This is a genomic window from Micromonospora rubida (assembly GCF_009908295.1).
Classification (GTDB): domain Bacteria; phylum Actinomycetota; class Actinomycetes; order Mycobacteriales; family Micromonosporaceae; genus Micromonospora; species Micromonospora rubida.
This window is the reverse complement of the sequence record NZ_JAAALO010000001.1, coordinates 1,052,629-1,072,895: the sequence shown is the minus strand read 5'-3', so window position 1 is coordinate 1,072,895 and position 20,267 is coordinate 1,052,629. Positions and strand designations below refer to the sequence as shown.

General features: G+C 72.2%; 17 protein-coding genes. 10 read left to right on the top strand and 7 right to left on the bottom strand.

What is annotated here, in order from left to right:
• Positions 1 to 21: 21 nt before the first annotated feature.
• Both GVV04_RS03965 and GVV04_RS03960 read right to left on the bottom strand, forming a co-directional pair.
• Positions 22 to 771: an SDR family NAD(P)-dependent oxidoreductase gene (locus GVV04_RS03965; RefSeq protein WP_161684470.1), complete on the bottom strand. Its 750-nt coding sequence runs from the start codon at positions 769 to 771 to the stop codon at positions 22 to 24.
• Positions 762 to 3,353 (bottom strand): wax ester/triacylglycerol synthase domain-containing protein, encoded by a 2,592-nt coding sequence (locus GVV04_RS03960; protein ID WP_161684468.1) that lies wholly within the window; start codon positions 3,351 to 3,353, stop codon positions 762 to 764. The genes GVV04_RS03965 and GVV04_RS03960 overlap by 10 nt, the downstream gene beginning before the upstream one ends.
• 107 nt (positions 3,354 to 3,460) lie before the next feature.
• Here GVV04_RS03960 and GVV04_RS03955 point away from each other — a divergent pair, with 107 nt between their 5' ends.
• The 6 genes from GVV04_RS03955 (at position 3,461) to GVV04_RS32765 (ending at position 7,593) form a co-directional block, all read left to right on the top strand.
• The gene (locus GVV04_RS03955) at positions 3,461 to 4,294 is read left to right on the top strand and encodes a DMT family protein (protein ID WP_161684466.1); all 834 of its coding nucleotides are present in this window, start codon (positions 3,461 to 3,463) and stop codon (positions 4,292 to 4,294) included.
• Between the two features lie 275 nt (positions 4,295 to 4,569).
• Entirely contained in the window at positions 4,570 to 5,295 is a 726-nt protein-coding gene (locus tag GVV04_RS03950; RefSeq protein WP_161684464.1) for a phosphatase PAP2 family protein, read from the top strand.
• A gap of 16 nt (positions 5,296 to 5,311) precedes the next feature.
• Positions 5,312 to 6,196: a DMT family transporter gene (locus GVV04_RS03945; RefSeq protein ID WP_161684462.1), complete on the top strand. Its 885-nt coding sequence runs from the start codon at positions 5,312 to 5,314 to the stop codon at positions 6,194 to 6,196.
• A 357-nt stretch (positions 6,197 to 6,553) separates the two neighbouring features.
• Complete coding sequence (locus GVV04_RS03940) at positions 6,554 to 7,006, top strand: iron chaperone (RefSeq protein ID WP_161684460.1); 453 nt, start codon at positions 6,554 to 6,556, stop codon at positions 7,004 to 7,006.
• 40 nt (positions 7,007 to 7,046) lie between these two features.
• Complete coding sequence (locus tag GVV04_RS32770) at positions 7,047 to 7,259, top strand: hypothetical protein (RefSeq protein ID WP_235965564.1); 213 nt, start codon at positions 7,047 to 7,049, stop codon at positions 7,257 to 7,259.
• A 61-nt stretch (positions 7,260 to 7,320) separates the two neighbouring features.
• Entirely contained in the window at positions 7,321 to 7,593 is a 273-nt protein-coding gene (locus GVV04_RS32765) for a hypothetical protein (protein WP_235965563.1), read from the top strand.
• Between the two features lie 221 nt (positions 7,594 to 7,814).
• Here the strand turns inward: GVV04_RS32765 and GVV04_RS03930 are convergent, their stop codons facing one another.
• Both GVV04_RS03930 and GVV04_RS03925 read right to left on the bottom strand, forming a co-directional pair.
• Positions 7,815 to 8,039 carry a hypothetical protein gene (locus tag GVV04_RS03930; RefSeq protein WP_161684458.1) on the bottom strand — a complete coding sequence of 75 codons (225 nt, stop codon included), beginning with the start codon at positions 8,037 to 8,039 and terminating at the stop codon, positions 7,815 to 7,817.
• A gap of 108 nt (positions 8,040 to 8,147) precedes the next feature.
• Positions 8,148 to 9,251, bottom strand: a complete 1,104-nt coding sequence (locus GVV04_RS03925) for a sporulation protein (RefSeq protein ID WP_161684456.1) — start codon at positions 9,249 to 9,251, stop codon at positions 8,148 to 8,150.
• 413 nt (positions 9,252 to 9,664) lie between these two features.
• On the opposite strand from GVV04_RS03925, the gene GVV04_RS03915 reads away from it, so the two are divergent.
• Positions 9,665 to 11,161 (top strand): cobyric acid synthase, encoded by a 1,497-nt coding sequence (locus tag GVV04_RS03915; RefSeq protein ID WP_201752813.1) that lies wholly within the window; start codon positions 9,665 to 9,667, stop codon positions 11,159 to 11,161.
• An 86-nt stretch (positions 11,162 to 11,247) separates the two neighbouring features.
• Here the strand turns inward: GVV04_RS03915 and GVV04_RS03910 are convergent, their stop codons facing one another.
• Positions 11,248 to 12,909, bottom strand: coding sequence for an FAD-binding protein (locus GVV04_RS03910; RefSeq protein ID WP_161684454.1), 1,662 nt, complete (start codon positions 12,907 to 12,909; stop codon positions 11,248 to 11,250).
• A gap of 61 nt (positions 12,910 to 12,970) precedes the next feature.
• On the opposite strand from GVV04_RS03910, the gene GVV04_RS03905 reads away from it, so the two are divergent.
• The 3 genes from GVV04_RS03905 (at position 12,971) to GVV04_RS03895 (ending at position 15,451) form a co-directional block, all read left to right on the top strand.
• Positions 12,971 to 13,564: a TetR/AcrR family transcriptional regulator gene (locus tag GVV04_RS03905; RefSeq protein ID WP_161684452.1), complete on the top strand. Its 594-nt coding sequence runs from the start codon at positions 12,971 to 12,973 to the stop codon at positions 13,562 to 13,564.
• 82 nt (positions 13,565 to 13,646) lie between these two features.
• Complete coding sequence (locus GVV04_RS03900) at positions 13,647 to 14,627, top strand: ATP-binding cassette domain-containing protein (protein ID WP_161684450.1); 981 nt, start codon at positions 13,647 to 13,649, stop codon at positions 14,625 to 14,627.
• Positions 14,624 to 15,451: an ABC transporter permease gene (locus GVV04_RS03895; RefSeq protein ID WP_161684448.1), complete on the top strand. Its 828-nt coding sequence runs from the start codon at positions 14,624 to 14,626 to the stop codon at positions 15,449 to 15,451. Before GVV04_RS03900 ends, GVV04_RS03895 begins: the two co-directional genes overlap by 4 nt.
• 1 nt (position 15,452) lies before the next feature.
• On the opposite strand, the gene GVV04_RS03890 is transcribed toward GVV04_RS03895, so the two are convergent.
• Together GVV04_RS03890 and GVV04_RS32760 are read right to left on the bottom strand one after the other, a co-directional pair.
• On the bottom strand, positions 15,453 to 18,641 hold the full coding sequence (locus GVV04_RS03890; RefSeq protein WP_161684446.1) for a BTAD domain-containing putative transcriptional regulator: 3,189 nt from the start codon (positions 18,639 to 18,641) through the stop codon (positions 15,453 to 15,455).
• A 308-nt stretch (positions 18,642 to 18,949) separates the two neighbouring features.
• Entirely contained in the window at positions 18,950 to 20,260 is a 1,311-nt protein-coding gene (locus GVV04_RS32760) for a phospholipase D-like domain-containing protein (RefSeq protein WP_161684444.1), read from the bottom strand.
• Between the last annotated feature and the right edge of the window lie 7 nt (positions 20,261 to 20,267).

Here is a 20,267-nt window from a genome sequence, read left to right as displayed (position 1 = left end):
GCTGCCGCCGAGCAGCCCGGTTCACCCGAACCGGGTGGCCAGGCGGCGGTACAGCGCGGGCAGTAGCCCGTGTACCGCCACCGGTAGGCGCAGCCAGTTCGGAACGTACACCTCGGTGTGGTTCCGGATGATCGCGTCGGTCAGCGCGGCGGCCACCCGCTCCGGTGGCAGCGGTCGGGGTCGGCGGCGCTGGTACGGCTGGCCCCGGCGGACGAAGAACGGGGTGTCCACCACCGCGGGCACGAGCGTGCTGACGGTCACCCCACGGCCGGACAGTTCCAGCCGGAGGCTCTCGGCGAAGGCGTCCAGCCCGGCCTTGGTGGCCGCGTAGACCGCCTCCCCGGCCACCCCGAGCCGCCCGGCGATCGACCCGACGAAGACCAGGTGGCCGCCGTGGTGGCACATGCCGGGCAGCAACGCCCGGGTCAGCTCGATCGGCGCGCGCAGGTTCACCGCGAGCAGCTCGTCGGCAAGCGGGTCGGCCATCCCGGCGAACGGGCCGGCCCAGCCGACTCCGGCGTTGTTGACCAGCACGTCCACCCGGGCGTACCGGGCCAGGGTGCGCTCGGCCAGCTCCCGGCCGGCGCCGGGCCGGGTCAGGTCGGTCAGCAGCGTGGTGACGCCGGTCTCGGCGGCGAGCCGGGCCAGCCGCTCGGGATCCCGGCCGGCGGCCACGACCTGACTTCCCGAGTCGGCCAGCCGCCGGACGAGGGCGGCGCCGATACCCGACGACGCTCCGGTGACCAGGACCACGGCGCCGGTCAGCCGCACCGCGGGGCCTCCGGTGGCGCCGGCCCGCGCCGGGACGGGCCAGAACCGCCCACCGCCGAAACGGTGACCGGCTGCTCGTCGGTGACCGCCGCGCGGTCGGCCTCGGCGAGCAGCTGGGCCAGCTCGGCGTGCAGGGCGGCGACGAATGCGGGGCCGGCGTCGGCCAGCGATCCGTCCAGCAGCACGCCGACGTGGAAGGTGTCGCCGAGGCGCAGCACACCGACCCCGATGGGAACCCCCTCAGCGAGCGCCACCACCGGGGTGGCCGCCGTGAGCGGCGCGCCGGCCAGCACCTGCGGGCGCATCAGCGCCGGAACGTAGGAGACGATCACGTTGAGGTGCCGGCTGTTGTAGAACCGCCGGGCCAGGGCGGCGTGCAGCGGCGCGGGCAACGCGCCCATCGCCCGCATGACCAGGCCGGCCGCCTCGGGTTCCCCGCTTCGCAGCGCGGAGCGCAGCGACTGCCGGACCAGGGCGACCCGGGTTCGGGGCGGGATGCGTCGCACTGGAAGGTCGAGCGTGACGGCGCCGGTCCAGTTTCCCTGCGTGGACGGCCGCCGCCGGGGGGCGTGGGAGACCGCGAACATCGCCCGCAACCGGGGTGGCGCCGGCTCCGGGTGGACCCGACCCAGCGCCCCGGCGGTCAGCGCGAGCATGAGTTCGCTGGCGTGCGCCTGGCAGGTGCGCGCCGCGCGGGACACCTCGGCGGCGGGCAGGGTAGCGGTGACCATGAGCCGGCGCGGTGAGCCGAGCGGACGGTTGAGCACGGTGGCCGGGGCCCGGCCCTGCCCGGCCAGGCGGGCCAGCCCGCGTGCGGTGCGAGCGGCCCAGCGTGCCGTGTGCCGGACCCGGCCATCCGGCACCGCCCGGTCCCGGCCCGGCTCCTGCCCGCCCGGTTTCCCGGGGCGGGTGGTGGCCGGGTCGAGCAGCCGTTGCAGGACCCCGATCGCCGACAGCCCGTCGCCGAGGCAGTGGTGCAGCTTGATCGTCACCCGAGTACGTCCGTCGGGGAGTCCGCCGACCAGCATGATCTGCCAGGGTGGCCGGTCCAGGGCCAGCGGTTCGGACCAGAACCGGTCCACGGCGGCGCTGCCGTCGTCGCCGGGCACGACCCGCACCTCGGTCAGGTGGGCGGCGGGATCGACGTACCGGTCGACCACCCAGCCGGGCCTGCGCCCTCGCCCCCGGCTCACCAGTCGGCGGCGCAGGGTGGTGATGGCGGGTAGCCGCCGCGCCAGCAGCTCGGCCAGTTCCCCACGGGTGAGTGCCGCGCCGTCCGGCCGGGGCCCGAGTTCCAGCACCACACCGATCTGTTGCGCCACCGTGGCCGACTGCACGTACCGGAAGAACGCGTCCTGCGGGCGTAGCGGCCAGCTGGCCGTGTCGGTCGGGCGCTCCCCGTCGGGTGGCGGCGCCGCGACCGGCGACCGCGCGCCGGCGACGGCCGCCAGCCCGAGGTCCGGCAGGTGCGGGTGGGACGGTGCGAGCAGCGGGTGGGGCGGGTGCGGGCCGACCAGCCGGGAGCGGACGACGGCGACCAGCGCGGCCGGGTCGCGGGCCGTCTCGGCCAGCCCGACGGCGGTCATCAACGCGGCGTTGGCCGCGCCGTGCGCGGCGATCGGCCGGTACATCACCACCGGCGTGCCGGTGGCCCACGCCTCCAGAGCGGTCGCTCCGCCCGCGTTTGTGACCAGCAGCTGCGCGGCCCGCAGCAGCGTGGGCATGTCGTCGACCCAGGTCCGCACCAGCAGCCGCCCGCGCGGGGCGTCCAGGCGTGCCAGTCGGTCGGCCAACTGTTCGTTACGTCCGCAGACCGCGACCACCTGCACCGCGTCGCCGATGTCGACCAGCGGGGCGATCGCCTCTTCGACCGAGCCCATGCTGTTGGAGCCGCAGGCGACCACCACCGCCTTCCGGTCCGGGTCGAGACCACAGCGCCGGGCGGCGTCGGCCCGGTCGCCCGGCCGGAACCGCGCGAGCACCGGCGGCGCGCAGACCCCGAGCGCCGCGCCCGGAGCGGCGACCGCCGCCACCGGCAGCGCCGCCGGGTGCACCACCACCCCCAGATCCAGCTGGGAATACACCCAGAACGGGTGCGGGGCGAAGTCGGACACCCAGGCTCCGACCGGTACGCCGAGACCGCGGTGGCGGCGCAACCAGGCCAGCCCGGCACTGCCCAGCGGATAGGTGGAGAGGATCAGGTCCGGGTCGAACGCCTCGATGACCGGGGCGAGCCGGCGGCCCGCCCAGGACCCGGTGAACCACTTCGAGGCGTCGGCGAACCACCGGTGCCGCCACAGCGAGGACCAGAAGAACTCGTACAACCAGGGCGTCGACCCGACATTGGTCAGGTAGGTGCGACGAAAGGTCGGACCGACCCCCGGGCCCATCGCGTCGAGGGTGTCCACCCAGCCCACCCGGCTGCCCGGCCAGAGACCGTGGACGCGTTCCTCGAGCGCCCGGCCGGTGGCGTCGTGCCCGCCCCCGATGTCAGCCGAAACGATCAGCACCCGTCGCGCGATCGGCTCGGTGGGATCCGACGGTCGGACCGGGCTGCCCGACCCGTGCTCCGGCGCGGTCACCGCAGGCTCGCCGGATTCGGGTGGTACCGGGCGCAAGACTTTGGCGCAGGTGGGTATGCCAGGCGGGCTTCGACCCGACATGGTGCCGACGATTCCGGGACTTTCTCATGGCCTTCGGTTTTCTGCTGGCGATCCTCGCCGCACTGTGCAGCGCCACGGCGGCGATCGCACAGTCGATCGGCACGCGCCGGGTGGCGGCCATGGAGCACCTCGACCCGAGACTGCTGTGGCGGCTGGCGCGGACCGGACCGTACGCGGCCGGGCTGGTGCTGGACGGTGCCAGCTCCGGGCTCACCTTCGTCGCGCTGCGTACCGTGCCGCTGTTCGCGGTGCAGGCGTTGGGTGCGGCCAACCTGAGCCTGGTGGCGCTGATGGCCATGCTGGTGCTGCGGCTCCGGCTGACCGCCCGGGACTGGGTCGCGATCGGTGTGGTGGTCACCGGCCTGCTGCTGCTCGTGATCTCGGCCAGCAGCAGCCCGCCGGTGGAGGCGACGGCGGGCGTCGGCTGGGGGCTGCTCGGCACGGTGCTCGTGCTGGCCGTGGGCGCGTTCCTGGGCAGCCCGAAGATGCGGGGGCCGGCCCTGCCCGGGCTGCTGGCCGGGCTCTCCTTCGGGGCGGCGGCGGTCGGCGCCCGGCTGCTCGGTCGGGTTACCAGTCCGAGTGCCCTGCTGGCCAGCCCGGTCAGCTACACGGTGGTGCTCGCCGGACTGACCGGCCTGCTGCTCTACGCCACCGCCCTGCAGCGCGGCTCCGTCACCGTCGCCTCCGCCTCGACCATCCTCGGGCAGACCGTGGCCCCGGCGGTGGCCGGCTGGCTGCTGCTCGGCGACCGGGTCCGGCCGGGCACCGGGCCCGTGGCGGTGCTGGGTTTCATCCTCGCCGTTACCGGCGCGATCACGCTCGCCCGGCACTCCCAGCCGCACCAGCCACGGACCGACTGACCGGCGGACCGTTGGCGCCCGGCACGGGGTCGCGGTCGTTGACATGTCGGATGCCTCCAGCGACGAAAGACCGGAGCGCCACCAGCCACTGCTCCTTGGGATAAATGAGATCGTACCGGCGAATTTCTCACTGTATGGGGTATTTTCAAGCAACCGCTGGCTGGCTCACTGCCAGTTCGACGAGACGAGGGGAGGGGCGCATGGCTACGGGGAGGCCCGCCCGGAGGCCCGAAGCTCGTCCGCCGCGCCCGCTCGGAGAGCCCGTCCTGGCCCCGATGCCGGGTGGCTGGTGGCCGGACGCGTTGCTGGTCGCCGCGTTCGCCGCGCTCACCGCCGCGCTCGTGTGGTGGTCGCCGCTGCTGGAGGTGGACATCGCGGTACGGGACTGGGTCGACCAGCATCGACCGCCACCGGTCACCGTGCTGATGTTGGTCCTGGACTACCTGGGTCAGGGCGGACCGCTGACCACCCTGACCGTGGCGGTGTCGTTCTGGCTCGCCTGGCGGCACCGGACGATCCGGCCGATCATCCTGGCCGGACTGACCCCGATCGTGAGCACCCTGTTGATCGTGGCGCTGAAGAGGTGGACCGCGCGTGGCGCCCCGCATCACGGCTCGATGCGGTTGTTCAGCGACAAAGGCGAAGATTTCTACCCCTCCGGGCATGTCAGCAACGGCATCGTCTACTGGGGCGTGCTGGCGGTCCTGCTCGCGCCGTACCTGGCCGTGCCGGTCCGGCGTCTGATGCAGTGGCTGCCCGGCGTGCTGGTGTTCATCGGCACCACCTACCTCAGCTACCACTGGCTCACCGACAGCATCGGCGGGTACCTCCTCGGCCTGCTGATCGTGCGGATCCTGCTGCGGGTGCCGTGGCGGACCATCCCCCTGCCCCGCTGGCTCGACCGGCCGCACCCACCCGGCGAGCATCAGGTCAACCCACCCGCGCGCCAGGACGGGCCGCCGGGCGCCCACCTCTGTGGGGCAGCGGGCGGGCCCGGATGATCGGGCTGGACCGCTCATGCTGAGCGGAGAGATGCTGGCCGGAGCACCTCTTGCCCTCGGCGCGGCCGCAGCGTTCGGGGCGTCCTCGGTGTTGCAGTTCCGCGCCTCACACCGGACACCCAGCCAGCCGGCCGGGCGGCCCACCCTGCTGCTGCACCTGATCCGCCAACGGGAATGGCGCTGGTCGGTGGTGCTCGCCGTCGGGGCCTTCGGCCTGCAGGTCGCCGCGCTCAGCCTGACACCGCTGATCCTGGTGCAACCGCTGCTGATCACCGGCCTGCTCTGGTACGTCCTGCTGTATTCCCTGGCCGAGCGGACGCGCCCGGACCTCAGGACCATGCTGGAAGCGGTGCTCTGCCTGGTCGCGCTCTCGGCCTTCCTGTTGATCGCCCGACCGGGCGCCGGGCGGGGGGAGGGGCTCAACTCGTTCTCGTCGGCCCTGCTGCTGGGCGTCGCGGTGGCCGGGGCGGTGTCGTTGTGTCTGGTGGCCGCCGTCGGTCTGGGCCCGAAGTGGCGGCCATTGCCGCTGGCCCTGGCCGCCGGCGTCTGCTACGGCGCCACGGCGGGCCTGATCAGCAGCCTTGTCTTCTACTACAACGGAAGCCCGCTAAGCGTGTTCGGGCAGTGGCAGACATACGCCCTCATCGTCCTGGGCCCGTTCGGCGTGCTGTTGAGCCAGAACGCCTATCAGGCGGGTCCGCTGGGAGCGCCGGCCCTGGCCACGATCATCGTCGCGGACCCACTGGTGTCGCTCGGCGTCGGCTTGCTCTGGCTCGACGAGCGGGTCAAGACAGGACCGTGGCAGATAACCGGCCAGATCCTGGCCCTGGCTACGTTGGCCGGTGCCGTCTTCCTGCTCGCCCAGCGGGCACCCCACCTCGACCAGGAAACCGCTGACTGAAGCGGCTTGACTGGGCAGGGGCGAACACCGGACCGGCCAGCCGACGCATCGACGAGATCGTCCTCCTGCTGGGAGTGGCCGACGTTGCCGCGATGGCCGCCGTGCCGCTGCCAAGGACGCAGGCGTTTCTCCCCGACGGCACCGGATCACACCGGCTCGTCATTGGCGGCAGTGCCGGTACCTTCGCCGACCCGGACGGTTTCGAGTGGGAGGCCGCCCCCGCCTCATACGGGCAGTGCGGCGGGGCCAACGCGGCCGATCTTGACCCGGGCGGGCCGGTAACCTCGACCGGACCGGAGGGCTGTAGAGCTCGCTCGCAAGAATGCGGACATCAAGTCACTAAGGAGATGACACTCCATGAGTAGCACCGAAAGCAGCACGTACGAGGGTTTCACGGCAGAGGAGCGTGCCGCGATGAAGGAACACGCTCAAGAGCAGAAGAAGGCAGCGCGCCGTGGCTCGCGGGCGGACAAGGCGGCGGAGGCGGAGCGGGACATGCTCGCGAAGATCGCCGAGCTGCAGGATTCGGACCGGATCATGGCGGAGCGCGTCCATGCCGTCGTCACCGCCAGCGCCCCGGCCCTCGCGTCGAAGCTCTGGTACGGGATGCCCGCCTACGCTCTTGACGGCAAGATCATTTGTCACTTCCAGCCTGCGGCGAAGTTCAAGACGCGCTACGCGACGTTCGGGTTCAGCGACCAGGCGAAGCTGGACGAGGGCGCAATGTGGCCGGCCGCTTTCGCCCTGACCGAGATGACCCCCGAGGTGGAGGCGCGGATCGGCGCGCTCGTGAAGCAGGCGGTGAGCTGAGGCACGCCCGAGGCGGGGCGACGACTCGGAGGTGACCACGATGCGCCTGCCAGCGGCATGGGGGAGACCACGCACGGTTGAGGAAGGCGGGACCGAACCGGCCAGGTCGCCCGGCCTCCTGCGCGACCCCGACTTCCGTCGCCTCTTCGCCGCGACCGCGCTCGGCCAGCTTGGCGACCGGACCGTCTTCCTCGCCGTGCCTCTGGTCGCGCTCATCGCGCTGGACGCCACCGCGTCCAGGTCGGTGCGCTGACCGCGATGACGATCGCGCGGTCGGGCTCGCCTGCCTTTTCCTGGGCGGCGTCGTCCGCGTCGTGGCACAGTCGAGCTTCCAGCAGGCACTCACGCCGGATCACCTGCTCGGCCGGATCAGCGCGACGGCCCGGTTCGTCTCCTGGGGCGGCATTCCCCTCGGCGGCCTGCTCGGCGGGGCGGCCGGCTCCGCGTTCGGTCCCGCCGCGACGCTGTGGATCGGTGCGGCCGGCATGACCGTCAGCGTCGTGCCGAGCCTCCTGTCTCCCCTGCGCGGCATGCGCGACCTGCCGACGCCGGAAGACGTGGAACTCGCGCCGGCGGAAGCGGGCTGACCGCCGATCGAGCTGACCGCTGCGGGCCAGGACCGCTCACTGCTCGCCCCGCCCGACGTCTTCGCCCGGGCGGCCGCGCGTTACCGGACCTCGGCGTCACCGAGCTGCGTCACATCTACGACCCGGCCGGTGACCAGACTCTGACCGGGAAGAGGCCGGAGACAGCGTATGCCCGGCGGCCGGACGACGGCCTGGCCGCCGGGCACACGACGCGACGACGGTTACTTGGCGTCGCCGGTCAGCGCGACCAGCGCGCTGGCAGTGCGGAAGTACGGGTTGCGGCCGAGGTCACCGACGGTGGTGATCTGGAAGGCCTCCTTGAGCAGCTTGGCGTCGCCCTCGCTGACCCCGGCGAGGGCCGCCACTGGGGCGTCCACCAGCTCGGCGAGGGACTTGTCCTGGTAGGCCTTGTCGACCAGCTTGGTGAGGTCGGCGGTGACGGGCATGCGCGCTCCTTCGAAACCCCAGCCGGACAATCCGGCTGGATCAGTTTCAACCTACCAAATCAGATCATAGCGCTCACGCGGTGGTTCCACTGTGGATGGCTGTGCGGCTCAATCCTCGTCGCCGCCTTCCTCGTCGCCGCCTTCCTCGTCGCCGCTTTCCTCGTCGCCGCCGAAGACCTCATCGGCGATCATGCCGCCGGCGAAGCCGAGCGCGGCACCTCCCACGACGCCGGCGGCGACCCCGCCCCAGCCGGGCCCGCGCTGCTCGTGGTGTTCCTCGTGATGGCCGCCGCCGTAGTGGCCGCCACCGTGCTGGCCGTAGGCGTCGTGGCCGTAACCGGGCGGCGGGGGCGGCGGGTAGCCGCCCGGCGCGCCATAGCCGTGGACGGGCTGACCGTAGGCCGGCTGACCGTAGCCGTGACCGGCGCGCAGGCCCTGGTACTGGTCAAGGGCCTGACGGACCCAGCCGTCGACCTGAGCGGCCCAGTCGACACTGTCGGCGTCGGCGTGGGCGGCGCGATACCGGCCGTAGGAGTCGTGGCCACCGGTGAACAGGCCCGCACGCTTGTCGAACTCCAGGACGATGTCCACGCCGCGCTCGTCGGCGACGAAGGTCAGTTCGACCTCGGTGATGCCGTGGGCGTACTGCGGGGCGGCGTAGTACTCGACCTCCTGGTAGAAGGGGAGCGTCTGATGCAGGCCGGAGATGTGCCCACGCTCCAGGTCGGCGCCCTTGAACTGGAAGCCCAGCCGCCCGAAAGCGTCCAGGATGCGCTCCTGCACCGGCAGCGGATGCACGTAGACCGGGTCGAGGTCACCCTTGTCGACCGCCCCGCGGATGGCGACCTCGGTGCGCAGACCCATGGTCATGCCATGCAGGTGCTGCCCGTACACGCTCGTCACCGGCGTCTCCCACGGCACCGGCAGTTGGAACGGTATCGTCAGGTGCTGCCCCTCGCGCAGGTGCAGCCCACCCGCGACGCCGACGCGGTGGAACTCGACGAAGGCGTCGTACTCCTCCTCCGCGCCCTCCATCTCCACCCGGGTGACCAGGCCGACGTTGATGTGGTCGATCTCCACATCGTGGCCTCCGCCGGTGAGATTTACCTGCCCGCCCAGCAACAACCCCGGGCGGGTGTTCGGATTGGACAGGACAGTGTCGACGCTGGGAGCACCAACTCCGAACGCACCCAGCATCTTCTTGAACACCACGAACGTCTCCCTCAACAGGCCATCAACCGCAAGGCGCCCGATCGGCATGGAACTTCCACGCCAAACCCTTGCGCCGCAACGACATCGACGACATCCACAATGGAGGCCGTTGACCGCGCAAGGTAACAGCGCAACCTGAAAGGTAGCTGAATGCATTCAGCCGGCTACCGTAAGATTGTGTCGCGCTCAAGGTGGGGATGCGCCCACGTTTCGGTCCAGCGTCAACGAGGGCTACTCCGGCGACAGGCGTCGGCCCTCGCCCGCGACCGGCTGGGCGAGTTCCCGGCCCAGGCCGCCAGCGCGGCACTCCACGCTGACGCGCCCAGGGGCCCGGGCAGGGAAGGAAACGAGGGCCGGCTCGGAGAGTTCGGGCCCGCCGGTCCGACGGGCAGACGAGAAGCGATACTGGGACGATGGACGCGCAGGCTCGCCGTACCGCCCGGCTGATGGTGGCGGGCACGGCTTCTGACGCAGGCAAGAGCCTCGTGACGACCGCGCTGTGTCGAGCGTTCGCGCGGCGCGGAGTCAAGGTCGCCCCGTTCAAGTCGCAGAACATGTCGAACAACTCGATGGTGTGCGCGGACGGGACGGAGATCGGCCGCGCGCAGTGGGTGCAGGCGCTGGCCGCGGGTGCGGAGCCGGAGGCGGCCATGAACCCCGTGCTGTTGAAGCCGGGCGGGGAGCGGCGCAGTCACGTCGTCGTGATGGGTAGACCGGCGGGTGAGATCAGCAGCAAGGAGTTCGTCGGCGGCCGGACCCACCTGGCCGCGGCGGCCTACGCCGCCTACGACGACCTGTCGTCGCGCTACGACCTTGTCGTGGCCGAGGGGGCAGGCAGCCCGGCGGAGATCAACCTGCGAGCCGGTGACTATGTGAACATGGGCCTCGCGCGACACGCGGACATGCCGGTGGTGGTCGTCGGGGACATCGACCGCGGTGGCGTCTTCGCGGCGCTGTACGGCACAGTGGCGCTGCTCGAGCCGGCCGACCAGGCGCTCGTCGCCGGCTTCGTCGTCAACAAGTTTCGCGGCGACGACACGCTGCTCGCGCCCGGGCTGCGGCGGCTGGAGGAGATTGCGGGGCGTCCGGTCCTGGGCACCCTGCCCTGGAGTTCCGACGTGTGGCTGGACTCCGAGGACGCGCTCGACCTGCAGGGCCGGCGTGCCGGTGCCGGGGGCGGCCTGCGGGTGGTCGTCGTGCGGCTGCCACGCATCAGCAACTTCACCGACGTCGACGCGCTGGGGCTCGAGCCCGGTGTGGACGTCGTCTTCACCGCCGACCCGCACGATGTGGCCGACGCCGACCTCGTCGTCCTGCCCGGCACCCGGGCCACCATCTCCGACCTCGCTTGGCTTCGCTCCCGTGGGCTGGACCGGGCGATCGTCCGGCACGCCGAGGCGGGACGCGCGGTGTTCGGCGTCTGCGGCGGGTTCCAGATGCTCGGCCGCCACGTGCACGATCCCGACGGCGTCGAGGCCGGGGAGCCGACGAGCGTGGCCGGGCTGGGTCTCCTGCGGGTCGAGACGACGTTCGCGGCGCAGAAGGTGCTGCGTCTCCCGCAGGGCGAGGCGTTCGGCGCGCCCGCGTCGGGCTACGAGATCCATCACGGGCGCATCAGCCGCGACGCGGGCGCCGCCGAGTTTCTGGGCGGGGCTCAGGACGGCAACGTCCTGGGCACGATGTGGCACGGCAGCCTGGAGTCCGACGCCCTGCGCACGGCCGTGCTCGACCTCGCCGCGCGCGTTCGCGGCGGCTCGTTCGCGCCGTCGGGCGTCAGCTTCGATGCTGCCCGCGAGGCTCGGCTGGACCTGCTCGGGGACCTGGCAGAGATGCATCTCGACGTCGATGCGTTGCTGGCCCTGGCCGAGCGTGGCGTTCCCGCCGTCCCCGTGATCGGGCCGCACGCGTGAGAGTCGTCGCGTCGGCCGCCGGTTGTCCGGCGACCGCGCGACGGCTATTTCTGGATCTGTCCCACCTGTCCGCGGCGGTGCTGCCGTCAGGCGTCGGGGCGGGCCATGTGCCGGGCGGCGCGCATCCCGAACACCACGGCGGGGCCGATCGTGGATCCCGGGCCGGGGTAGGTGCGGCCCATCACCGAGGCGGAGTTGTTGCCCGCGGCGTAGAGGCCCTCGATCACGGTGCCGTCCTCGCGTAGCGCCCGGCCATCGGGGTCGGTGAGCACGCCGCCCTTGGTGCCGAGGTCACCGATGACGACTTTGAAGGCGGTGAACGGGCCCTTCTCGAGCGGGCCGAGGCAGGCGTTGGGGTGCACGCTCGGGTCGCCGTAGTAGCGGTCGTACGCCGAGTTCCCGCGGCCGAAGTCGCCGTCGACGCCGGAGCGGGCGAAGCCGTTGAACCGGTCGACGGTGGCCTGGAGCCGCGCCGGTTGAATACCGATCCGGCCCGCGAGTTCGGCGAGGGTGCTGCCCTTGGCCATGATCCCGGCCGCGCGCATCGCCTTGTTGTTCTTCGGGTCCAGCGCGAAGGTACGCAGGTAGCGGCGGGCGTGGCGGACGTCGGCGATCATCCAGTACGCGCCGTCCTTGTCGTGTTCGAGCATGTGGTGGCCGAGGTCGACGTAGGACTCCGACTCGTTGGCGAACCGGTCGCCGCGGGCGTCCACGATGATCGAGTACGGCAGTGAGCGCTCGCCGACGATGAAGGACGGATCGTGGCCGGCGGTGGCGGCGACGGAGGCACCCCACCAGGCGTCGTCCATCAGCTCGACCGCGGCGCCCGCCTGCTGCGCCAGCTCGGTGGGGCGGCCCAGGTTGGCCGGGTTGCCGGACGGGGAGCCGTCGATGCCGTGGTGCTTGCGCCGCCACTCGGTGTTGTGGTCGAAGCCGCCGCCGGCAAGCATGACGCCCCGCGTGGCGCGTACCGTCAGTGGCTGTCCGTCGCGGGTGATGCGCACGCCGGTGACCCGGCCGTCGCTGATCAGCAGTTCCTCCAGCGGGGCGTTGAGCCACAGCGGCATCCGGTGCTTGAGCACCGCCGCGTGCAGGAACGCGCTGGCCAGTCCGGCGCCGATGCCGACCAGGCGCTGGCCGCGGACGACGCCGCCGAGCGCACGGAACACGAACTGGGCGCCGCGGACGAACCCGGCGGGAGTGGACCAGGCGCGGCCGAGCAGCCACACGTCGTCGGTCTTGATCGGCATCCCGGCGGGCGCGCTGATGGTCTCCCACCACTTGCCGATGACCTTCGCGTTGAGTGGTTTCACCTCGATCGCGCGGCCGATCTTCCCGCCGGGCAGCTCCGGGTAGTAGTCGGGGTAGTCGGTGGAGCGGGCGAAGGTCAAGCCGAACTTCTCGGCGGTGACGACGAAGTCCTCGATGCCGTCGACGAAGGCCTCTTTGTGCGCGCGCGAGGTGGAGCGCCCGGCGTCACCGACCGTGGCCTCGAGGTAGGTGAGCGCCTCCTCGCGGGAGTCGCCGACACCGGCGCGCCGCATCAGGGGGTTGTTCGGCAGCCACATCCCGCCGCCGGACATCGCTGTGCTTCCGCCCCACTTGCCGCTTGACTCGATCATCAGCACGCTCAGCCCCGCGTCGATCGCGCCCAGGGCGGTGGCGAAGCCGGCCCCGCCGCTGCCGACGACTACGACGTCGTAGGAGTGGTCGAACGTGCCGGCGGACTGCGCGGTGGTGTCGGTCATGGCTGATCCTTCCGTGGCTTCCCAACAACCGGACAAGCCTGTCCGGTTGTTATAGTGCAGCATGCCCTCCACCAGCGGTCGCGTCAATCGTGGTCCGGCTGCGGCCTCGCAGAATCGGCTGGCCATCCTCCGCTCGGCGCGCCGGATGTTCACCGCGCGCGGCTACCACGTGCCGCTCAGCGCGATCGCCAAGGACGCCGAGGTCGGGCAGGGTGTGCTGTACCGGCACTTCCCGACCCGGCTCGATCTGGCGTTCGCGGTGTTCGAGGAGAACTTCGCGCAGCTCGACGCGATCGCCGCCGAGCCCGACGCGGGCGCGTTCGGCCGGCTCTGGGACCGCGTGATCCAGCTGACCGTGGAGTCCGCCGCGTTCGTGGAAATGGCGGTGGACGCCCGGCGCAACGTGCCGGAGTACACCGGCGGCACGCGTCTGCAGTCCCTGATCCAGGACACCTTCCCGCGCGCGCAGGCGGCCGGGCTGGTCGACCACCGCATCACCGTGGACGACGTCCTGCTCGCCCATCGGATGATCTACGGCGTCATCGTCACCGCTGTGGACCCGGCCGAAGTCGGGCAGGCCGTGGAGCGGGCCCTGCATCTGCTCCGTCGCCGGACACGAGACAGCGACCTCACCGGCCACGCACCCGCGCGCTGATCCGAGCGCCCCGAACCCGCCCTCGGCGCCGTGTCGGTCGCGTGTCAGGGCCGTGTCAGGCGGCTCGCGCACGCTGTGCGACATGACAGCTGACCTGATGATCGAGGCCGAAGGCCTCGTCAAGACCTTCGGAAAGACGAGGGCGTTGCAGGGCGTGGACCTCGCGGTGCCCCGGGGCACGGTGCTCGGGGTGCTCGGCCCCAACGGCGCCGGCAAGACCACCGCCGTACGCATCCTCTCCACGCTCCTGACCCCGGACGGCGGCACCGCCCGGATCAGCGGGTTCGACGTCGTCCGCGACGCCGAGCGGGTCCGACAGAGCATCGGCCTCACCGGCCAGTACGCCTCGGTCGACGAGGACCTGACCGGACGGCAGAACCTGGAGCTGTTCGGCACCCTGCTGGAGCTGGGCCGCACGGGCTCCCGACGGCGGGCCGCCGAACTGCTCGAATGGTTCGACCTGACCACCGCCGCCGACCGGCAGGCCAAGACCTACTCCGGCGGAATGCGTCGACGGCTGGACCTGGCCGCCAGCCTCGTCGGCTCACCCGGCGTGATCTTTCTGGACGAGCCGACGACCGGGCTCGACCCGGCCAAACGCGAGGACATGTGGGACGTTGTCCGCTCGCTGGTCACCAACGGCTCGACCGTCCTGCTCACCACGCAGTACCTGGAGGAGGCCGACGCGCTCGCGGACGCGATCACGGTGATCGACCACGGGCGGGTCATCGCGTACGACACACCCGAGGGTCTCAAGCGGGTGGTCGGCGGCCAGACCCTTGAGGTCCGGCCCGCCGACCCCGCGCAACTGCCCCGCACCGCGGGGATCCTGACCGGGGTCGGCTCCGGCGCCCAGGCAGACGAGATCCGCAAGGGTGTGCTCGCGGTGCCGGTCGCCGGCGACGCGGCCCTGACCGAAAGCGTCGCGCGGTTCGCCGCCGCCGGCATCGCGGTCACCGAACTCTCCCTGCACCTGCCGAGCCTGGATGAGGTGTTCTTCACCCTCACCGGGCGCACGGCAGCCGACGACGACACCACCAACCGCACGGAGGTCGCGGCATGAGCACCCTGGTCGAGGCACCGCCCGCGACGAACAGCCCGCTCTCGACGGTCACGGCGAGACCACGACCGTTCCGGCTCGTCCGACATTCGTTGGCGCTCGCCAAGCGCAGCCTCATCAAGACCTGGCGTACGCCCGAGGCGCTCATCGACGTCACGCTGCAACCGGTGCTCTTCCTCGTCATCTTCGTCTACATCTTCGGCGGCGCGGTCGCCGGATCCACCCACGACTACCTGCAGTTCCTGTTGCCCGGGATCCTGGCGCAGACCATCGCCACCGGCGCCATCGCGATCGGCGTCAACCTCAACACCGACATCGCCAAGGGCATCTTCGACCGCTTCCGGTCGTTGCCGGTGCCCCGCTCCGCGCCACTGGTCGGCGCGGTCCTGGGTGACTTCGTACGGTACGTGATCGTCACGATCTCCACCCTCGCGAGCGGCTACGTGCTCGGTTTCCGAATCGACTCCGACCCGCTGCGGGCGATCGCCGGCTGCCTGCTCGCAGTGCTGTTCGCCCTCTGCCTGAGCTGGCTGCCGGTCCTCGTGGCGATGAAGGTGCGTACCCCGGGCGCGGTGCAGGGCCTGATGTTCGCGCTGATCATGCCGCTGAGCTTCGCGTCCAACGTGTTCGTCAGCGCCGACACCCTGCCGGGCTGGATGCAGACCTTCGTGGACGTCAACCCGATGACCCACCTCGTGGCGGCGGTGCGCGGGCTGTTCCTCGGCACCCCGGTCGGCTCGCACGTGTGGTGGACGCTCGCCTGGTGTGCCGGCTTCGTCGCGGTGTTCATGCCGCTGGCGCTGCGCGCGTACCGCAAGAAGATCTGATTCAGGCGAGCAGGTCTTCCATCAGTTCGCGGATCCGGGCGGTGGCCGCGGCGATCGGCCGCTCGCGCCAGGCGGCCAGCGACGGCTCACGCTGCTCCTCGTCACCGAGGGCGGCGTTGAGCCGCTCGCCGCCTCCGGGTGGGAAGAAGGTCCGGTCGTCGGCGCCGAGCCGGGTCCCGATCGCGGCCAGTTCGCGGGCGGCCGCGACGTCGCCCCGGTGCGCCGCGAGTTCGGCACCGCCCACCACCAACGCCCCGATCACCGGCAGGTCCCTCGATGACAGCGCCTCGTCCCGGGCGAGCCTCAGCAACGCGACGGCGTGGGCGTGGGCGTCGGCGTCGCCTCCCGGCACCCGCCGGGCCTCGGCCACCCGCAGGTGAAGGACCGCCACCGCGACCCGGAGGAGGACGCGCGGCTGCGGCGGCGGCCCGGTCCACCCGGCGAGGCACCGGATCACCTCGTCGGCGTGGGCGAGTACCTCGTCGTACCGCTCGCGCTGCCAGGCGAGGTGGGCCAACCCGAGGCGCGCCTGCGCGATCTCCGACTCCTCGGCCTGACCCGCCGTCGCCCTCTCGCCCAGCCGCCGCTCCGCCTCCGGGTCACCGGCCAGGGCACGTTGCATGTCCAGCCGTACCCGGATCGAGCGGGCGTCCTGCGTGGCGCCGACCAGATCCATGTGGCGGACGCTGCGCGCCAGCCACTCGGCCGAACGCGCGTCCCCGCCGGGCACGGAGAACTGCCCGATGGCGCCCGCCGCCATCGCCATGCCCCAGTGGTCACCGGCGATCTCGAAGTGCCGGTACGCCTGCTCGGCGTCGGCGATCGACGGCCCGAACGTGCCGCTGTTCTCCCGGATGGCGGCGCGGGCGAACAGGCCGAGCCCCCGCACGTACGGGTCCGGGTGCGCGATCATCTCGGCGGCGCCCCTCGTGGTCTCGTCCAGGTCGGGCGCGCTGAACGCGGGCAACGCCGACGCCAGCACGGTGCACCGGGGCGACACCTCGGCGGGCCGCTCGGCGATGAGCGCCCGTAACGCCCGCCGGGCGAGCGCTGCGATCCGGGGTTCGCCGCTGATGCCGGCGTTGACGCCGATCATCAGGCAGAGCCAGGCGAGCCGGTCGGCGTCGGGCAGGGGCCGGCCGGCGGCCCGCCCGCGCAGGATCGCCGACGCCCGCCGCCGGTGCGGGTCCTCGACGTGCAGGAGGCCCAGCGCCCAACCGGTGACCTCAAGGTGCAGGCCGCGCACCGTCCAGAGGTGCACCAGCGCGGTGGCGATGTCGACCGTGGCCGGCTCGTCGTCCTGCCCGAGCGCCCAGCGCAGTCCCGCGATCAGGTTATCCTGCTCGGCGGCGCAGCGGGTGAGCGCCTCGATCTGGTCGGGGCCGATGAACCGGCCGGCGAGCGTGACGGCCCGCTCGCGGGCCCAACCGACCAGGCCGGCCATGGCCAGATCCCGGTGGCCGGCGGCGCCGAGGCGCGCTTCGCCGTACTCCCGGACGGTTTCGAGCATCCGGTAGCGGGGCGGGCCGTCCCCCTCGACCAGGGTCAGCAGGGACTGTTCGACGAGCGTCGCCAGGCCGCGTCGTACGTCGGGGGCCTGCGCCACCGCGGCGGCGAGGTCCGCGGTGAACGGCGCGGGGATGACCGCGACCCGCTGGAGCAACTCCTGGTCGTCGGGCGCGAGCAGTTCCCGGCTCCAGTCGACCATCGCCCACAGGCTCGCGTGCCGGTCCGGCAGGCCGCGCAGCGCGTCGTCGAGCAGCGCGAACCGGTCGGTCAGCCCGGCGAGCACGTCGTCGATCGGCATGTGCCGCAGTCGCGCGGCGGCCAGTTCGAGCGCCAGCGGCAGGCTGTCGAGCCGGTGGCACAGCGCAAGCGCGCGTACGGTGTCCCAGGTCGGCACCGCGCCGCCGGCCCGCGCCCGGGATTCGAGCAGCGCCAGCGCATCGGCATCCGGCAACACGGTCAGCCGGTGGACCAGCTCGCCGGCCAGACCCAGCGGGGCCCGGCTCGTGGCGAGCACGGTGACCTCCGGCGAGGCCACCGCGACCAGGTCCGCGACGACGGTGGCCACGGCGTCGAGAACGTGCTCGCAGTTGTCCAGCACGAGCAGCCCGTCGAGGTCGGGCGCCACGGCGCGTAACCGCTCCGCCGGACTGAGGACCCGCCGTTCGAGGCCCAGGTTGCCGCCGGTCGCCGAGGTGTCCGCTCCGCCGAGCGCCCCGAGCACCGTGGGCAGCACCTCGTCGGGTGAGCGCAGGCCGGCGAGTTCGATCACGCGTACGGCCTGCCCGGCCGCCGCCGCGCGGCGGGCCACCTCGGCGGCGAGGCGGGTCTTGCCCGCGCCGCCGGTCGCCACGATCGTCACCACTGCCGCCTCGACGAGCGCCTCGCCCACGCCCTCGACGTCCCGTTCCCGGCCGACGAGGGCGGTCATGGGCCGGTGCCACGCGGCGGGCAGGGCGATCCGCGTCGGCCGGGCACGGGGCTGCGTCTCCACAGCCGGGGTGGTGAGCTCGCCGCGCAGCAGCGCCAGATGGGCCTGGGTGATCACGGACGACGGGTCGGTGCCGTACCGGTCGGCCAGTTCGGCGCGAAGCACCTCGATCACCTCCAGCGCCTCGGCGTCCCGGCCCTGGGCGGCGAGCACGCGAACGAGCAGGGCGGCCGAGGGCTCGTCCGGGGGCGTACGCGCGACGAGTCGGCGCAGGTCGGCCTCGTTGAACGGCCCGGCGCCGGCGAGGGCCGCCTCTGCGCGCAGTGCGGTGACGTCCGCGAACAGCCGCGCCTCCTCGGCGTCGACCACCTCGGGGACCTCGGGAAACAGGGCCCGTGCCTGGTCGGCCGTGCTGCGCGCGGCCGGGATGTCACCGGTGCGGAGTTCGGCACGTGCCCGCTCGGCGAGCGCGCGTGCCTCGACCGCGTCGACGGTGACATCCTCGGCGGGCAGGCGGTAGCCCCCCGGGCCGGCGACCACCGGCAGCCCGAGCCGGCGCACCCGGGACACGAGCGCCTGGACGGCCCCGGCCGCGTCGTCGGGCGGCGTGCCACCCCACACGGCGTCCACGAGCAACGGGGTGGAGACCGCCCGCCCGCGCGCGTCGACGAGGGCGCGGATCACCGTCGCGAGCCGGTCGCCCCGGACCGGCCGGCCGTCGACGGCGAGCGGGCCGAGGATCGTGATCTGCACGGAACCAGCATCCCGCACTGCCGCACCGGGCCACAGGTCGCCCACTCGATCACCGGAAGCCGGGGGCCAGGGAGCGTTCCGTCGACCGGACGGGCTGGCCTCGCCCGCAGGGCGGGCGGGTTGCCAGCGGCGGATCACCACCGCCGGGCGCGGTGCCGCCGTGGCCGTGCGTTCGGCCCTGCCAGCGCGCGTCGTCCGGGCAAGTGTCTGCGGCGGTCCGTCATCACCGCCGGTCAGGCCACCGCCGTCAGGTCCTGATCGAAGCGAGTACCCAGGCCACGAACCGCTACGTCGACGGCGCTGGCGACTCAGGATCTCGCCGAGACAGCCCCACCCACGCCGGTGCGGCAGAGGCTGCGCACCTTGTAGAAGAAGCTCAGGTAGCTGGCGTGGTATGAGGCGCTGGTGATGCGCAGCAGCGCCTGGTCCGACGAGCGCAGCGACGAGCCGTCCAGGTTCGGGCTGCCGGTGTACACGCGCGGGGTGATGTCGCCGTTGTAGTCGCCGTCGATCAGCATGACCTTGTTGTGCGGACGGATGTCGATGCCCGGCGCCACGTTGACCATGCAACGCAGCCGTTGGATGCCGGCACCGTCCAGCATGCCCTCGATGGTCGTGTCGCTCTCCGCGTAGATGACGTCGATCCAGCATCCCCCGGCGCGCAGCGCGGCGAGCTTGGTCGCGACCTGCTTGCGTGACTTGAGGAAGTCCAGCACCAGGATGCGGATGTCGGTCTGGTGCTTCTTCCCGTCCGCACCGGTGTAGGCGCACCTGACCTCGTCCAGCGCGTTGACGATGGTGTCGCTGGTGGGGTTGTTGTACGAGGAGTCGGCGCGCGGGAAGAAGTAGGCGCGGTATGTGGTGCCGGTCGGGGTGCTGCGGTAGTAGCCGTTGTCGCCCGTGCTGGAGTACCGCAGCCGCCGCTGGTCCTCGTGGTATTTCGCGTACGCGTCGTAGACCGTCGCGTCGGTGAAGGTCACCGCGTCGTTGAACGTCTCCACCTTGTACCAGTCGGTGAGGTTGGACGAGGTCTGGAGCACCACCTTCTGGTACGTGGTGCCGTCGTCGAACGGGCCGACCTTGGAGAACAGGAAGAACTTGTTGTGGTTGTAGGCCGGGCCGGGTGGCGCGGTGGCGAGGCAGCCGCGACTGACGTCGTCGACGCCGTCGTTGTCCTCGAACTGGTCGTCGCAGACCACCACCCACGACGGCTTCCTGTCATCTGTGCCGAGCCCGGTTGTCGGATTGCTCAGCGTGTTCCAGGCTGGGCTGTCCTTGGGCTTGCCGCTGTCGTCGAGATACGACGAGTCGTCGAGGATCACCTTCACCCGCACGCCGCGGCGTGCGGCAGCGTTGAGCGCGTCGGCCACGGCCGCGTCGCCGAAGCCGAACATGGACACCCTGATCTCCTCGCCGGAGGGCGTCGCGTTCACCAGCGCGATGATCTGCGTGAAGATGGCGCTCTGCTGTTCCGGCGTACCGACCGGGTCGTTGAACACGGCGCCGTTGATCACCGGCTTGGTCGCCGCGGTCGCCGGGGTGGCGCGGCCCGGGTCGGCGACCATCAGCGCGGCGAGGATGAGCATCGTGGCGAAACCGGCTGAGGATTTGCGCATCATGTGGTGA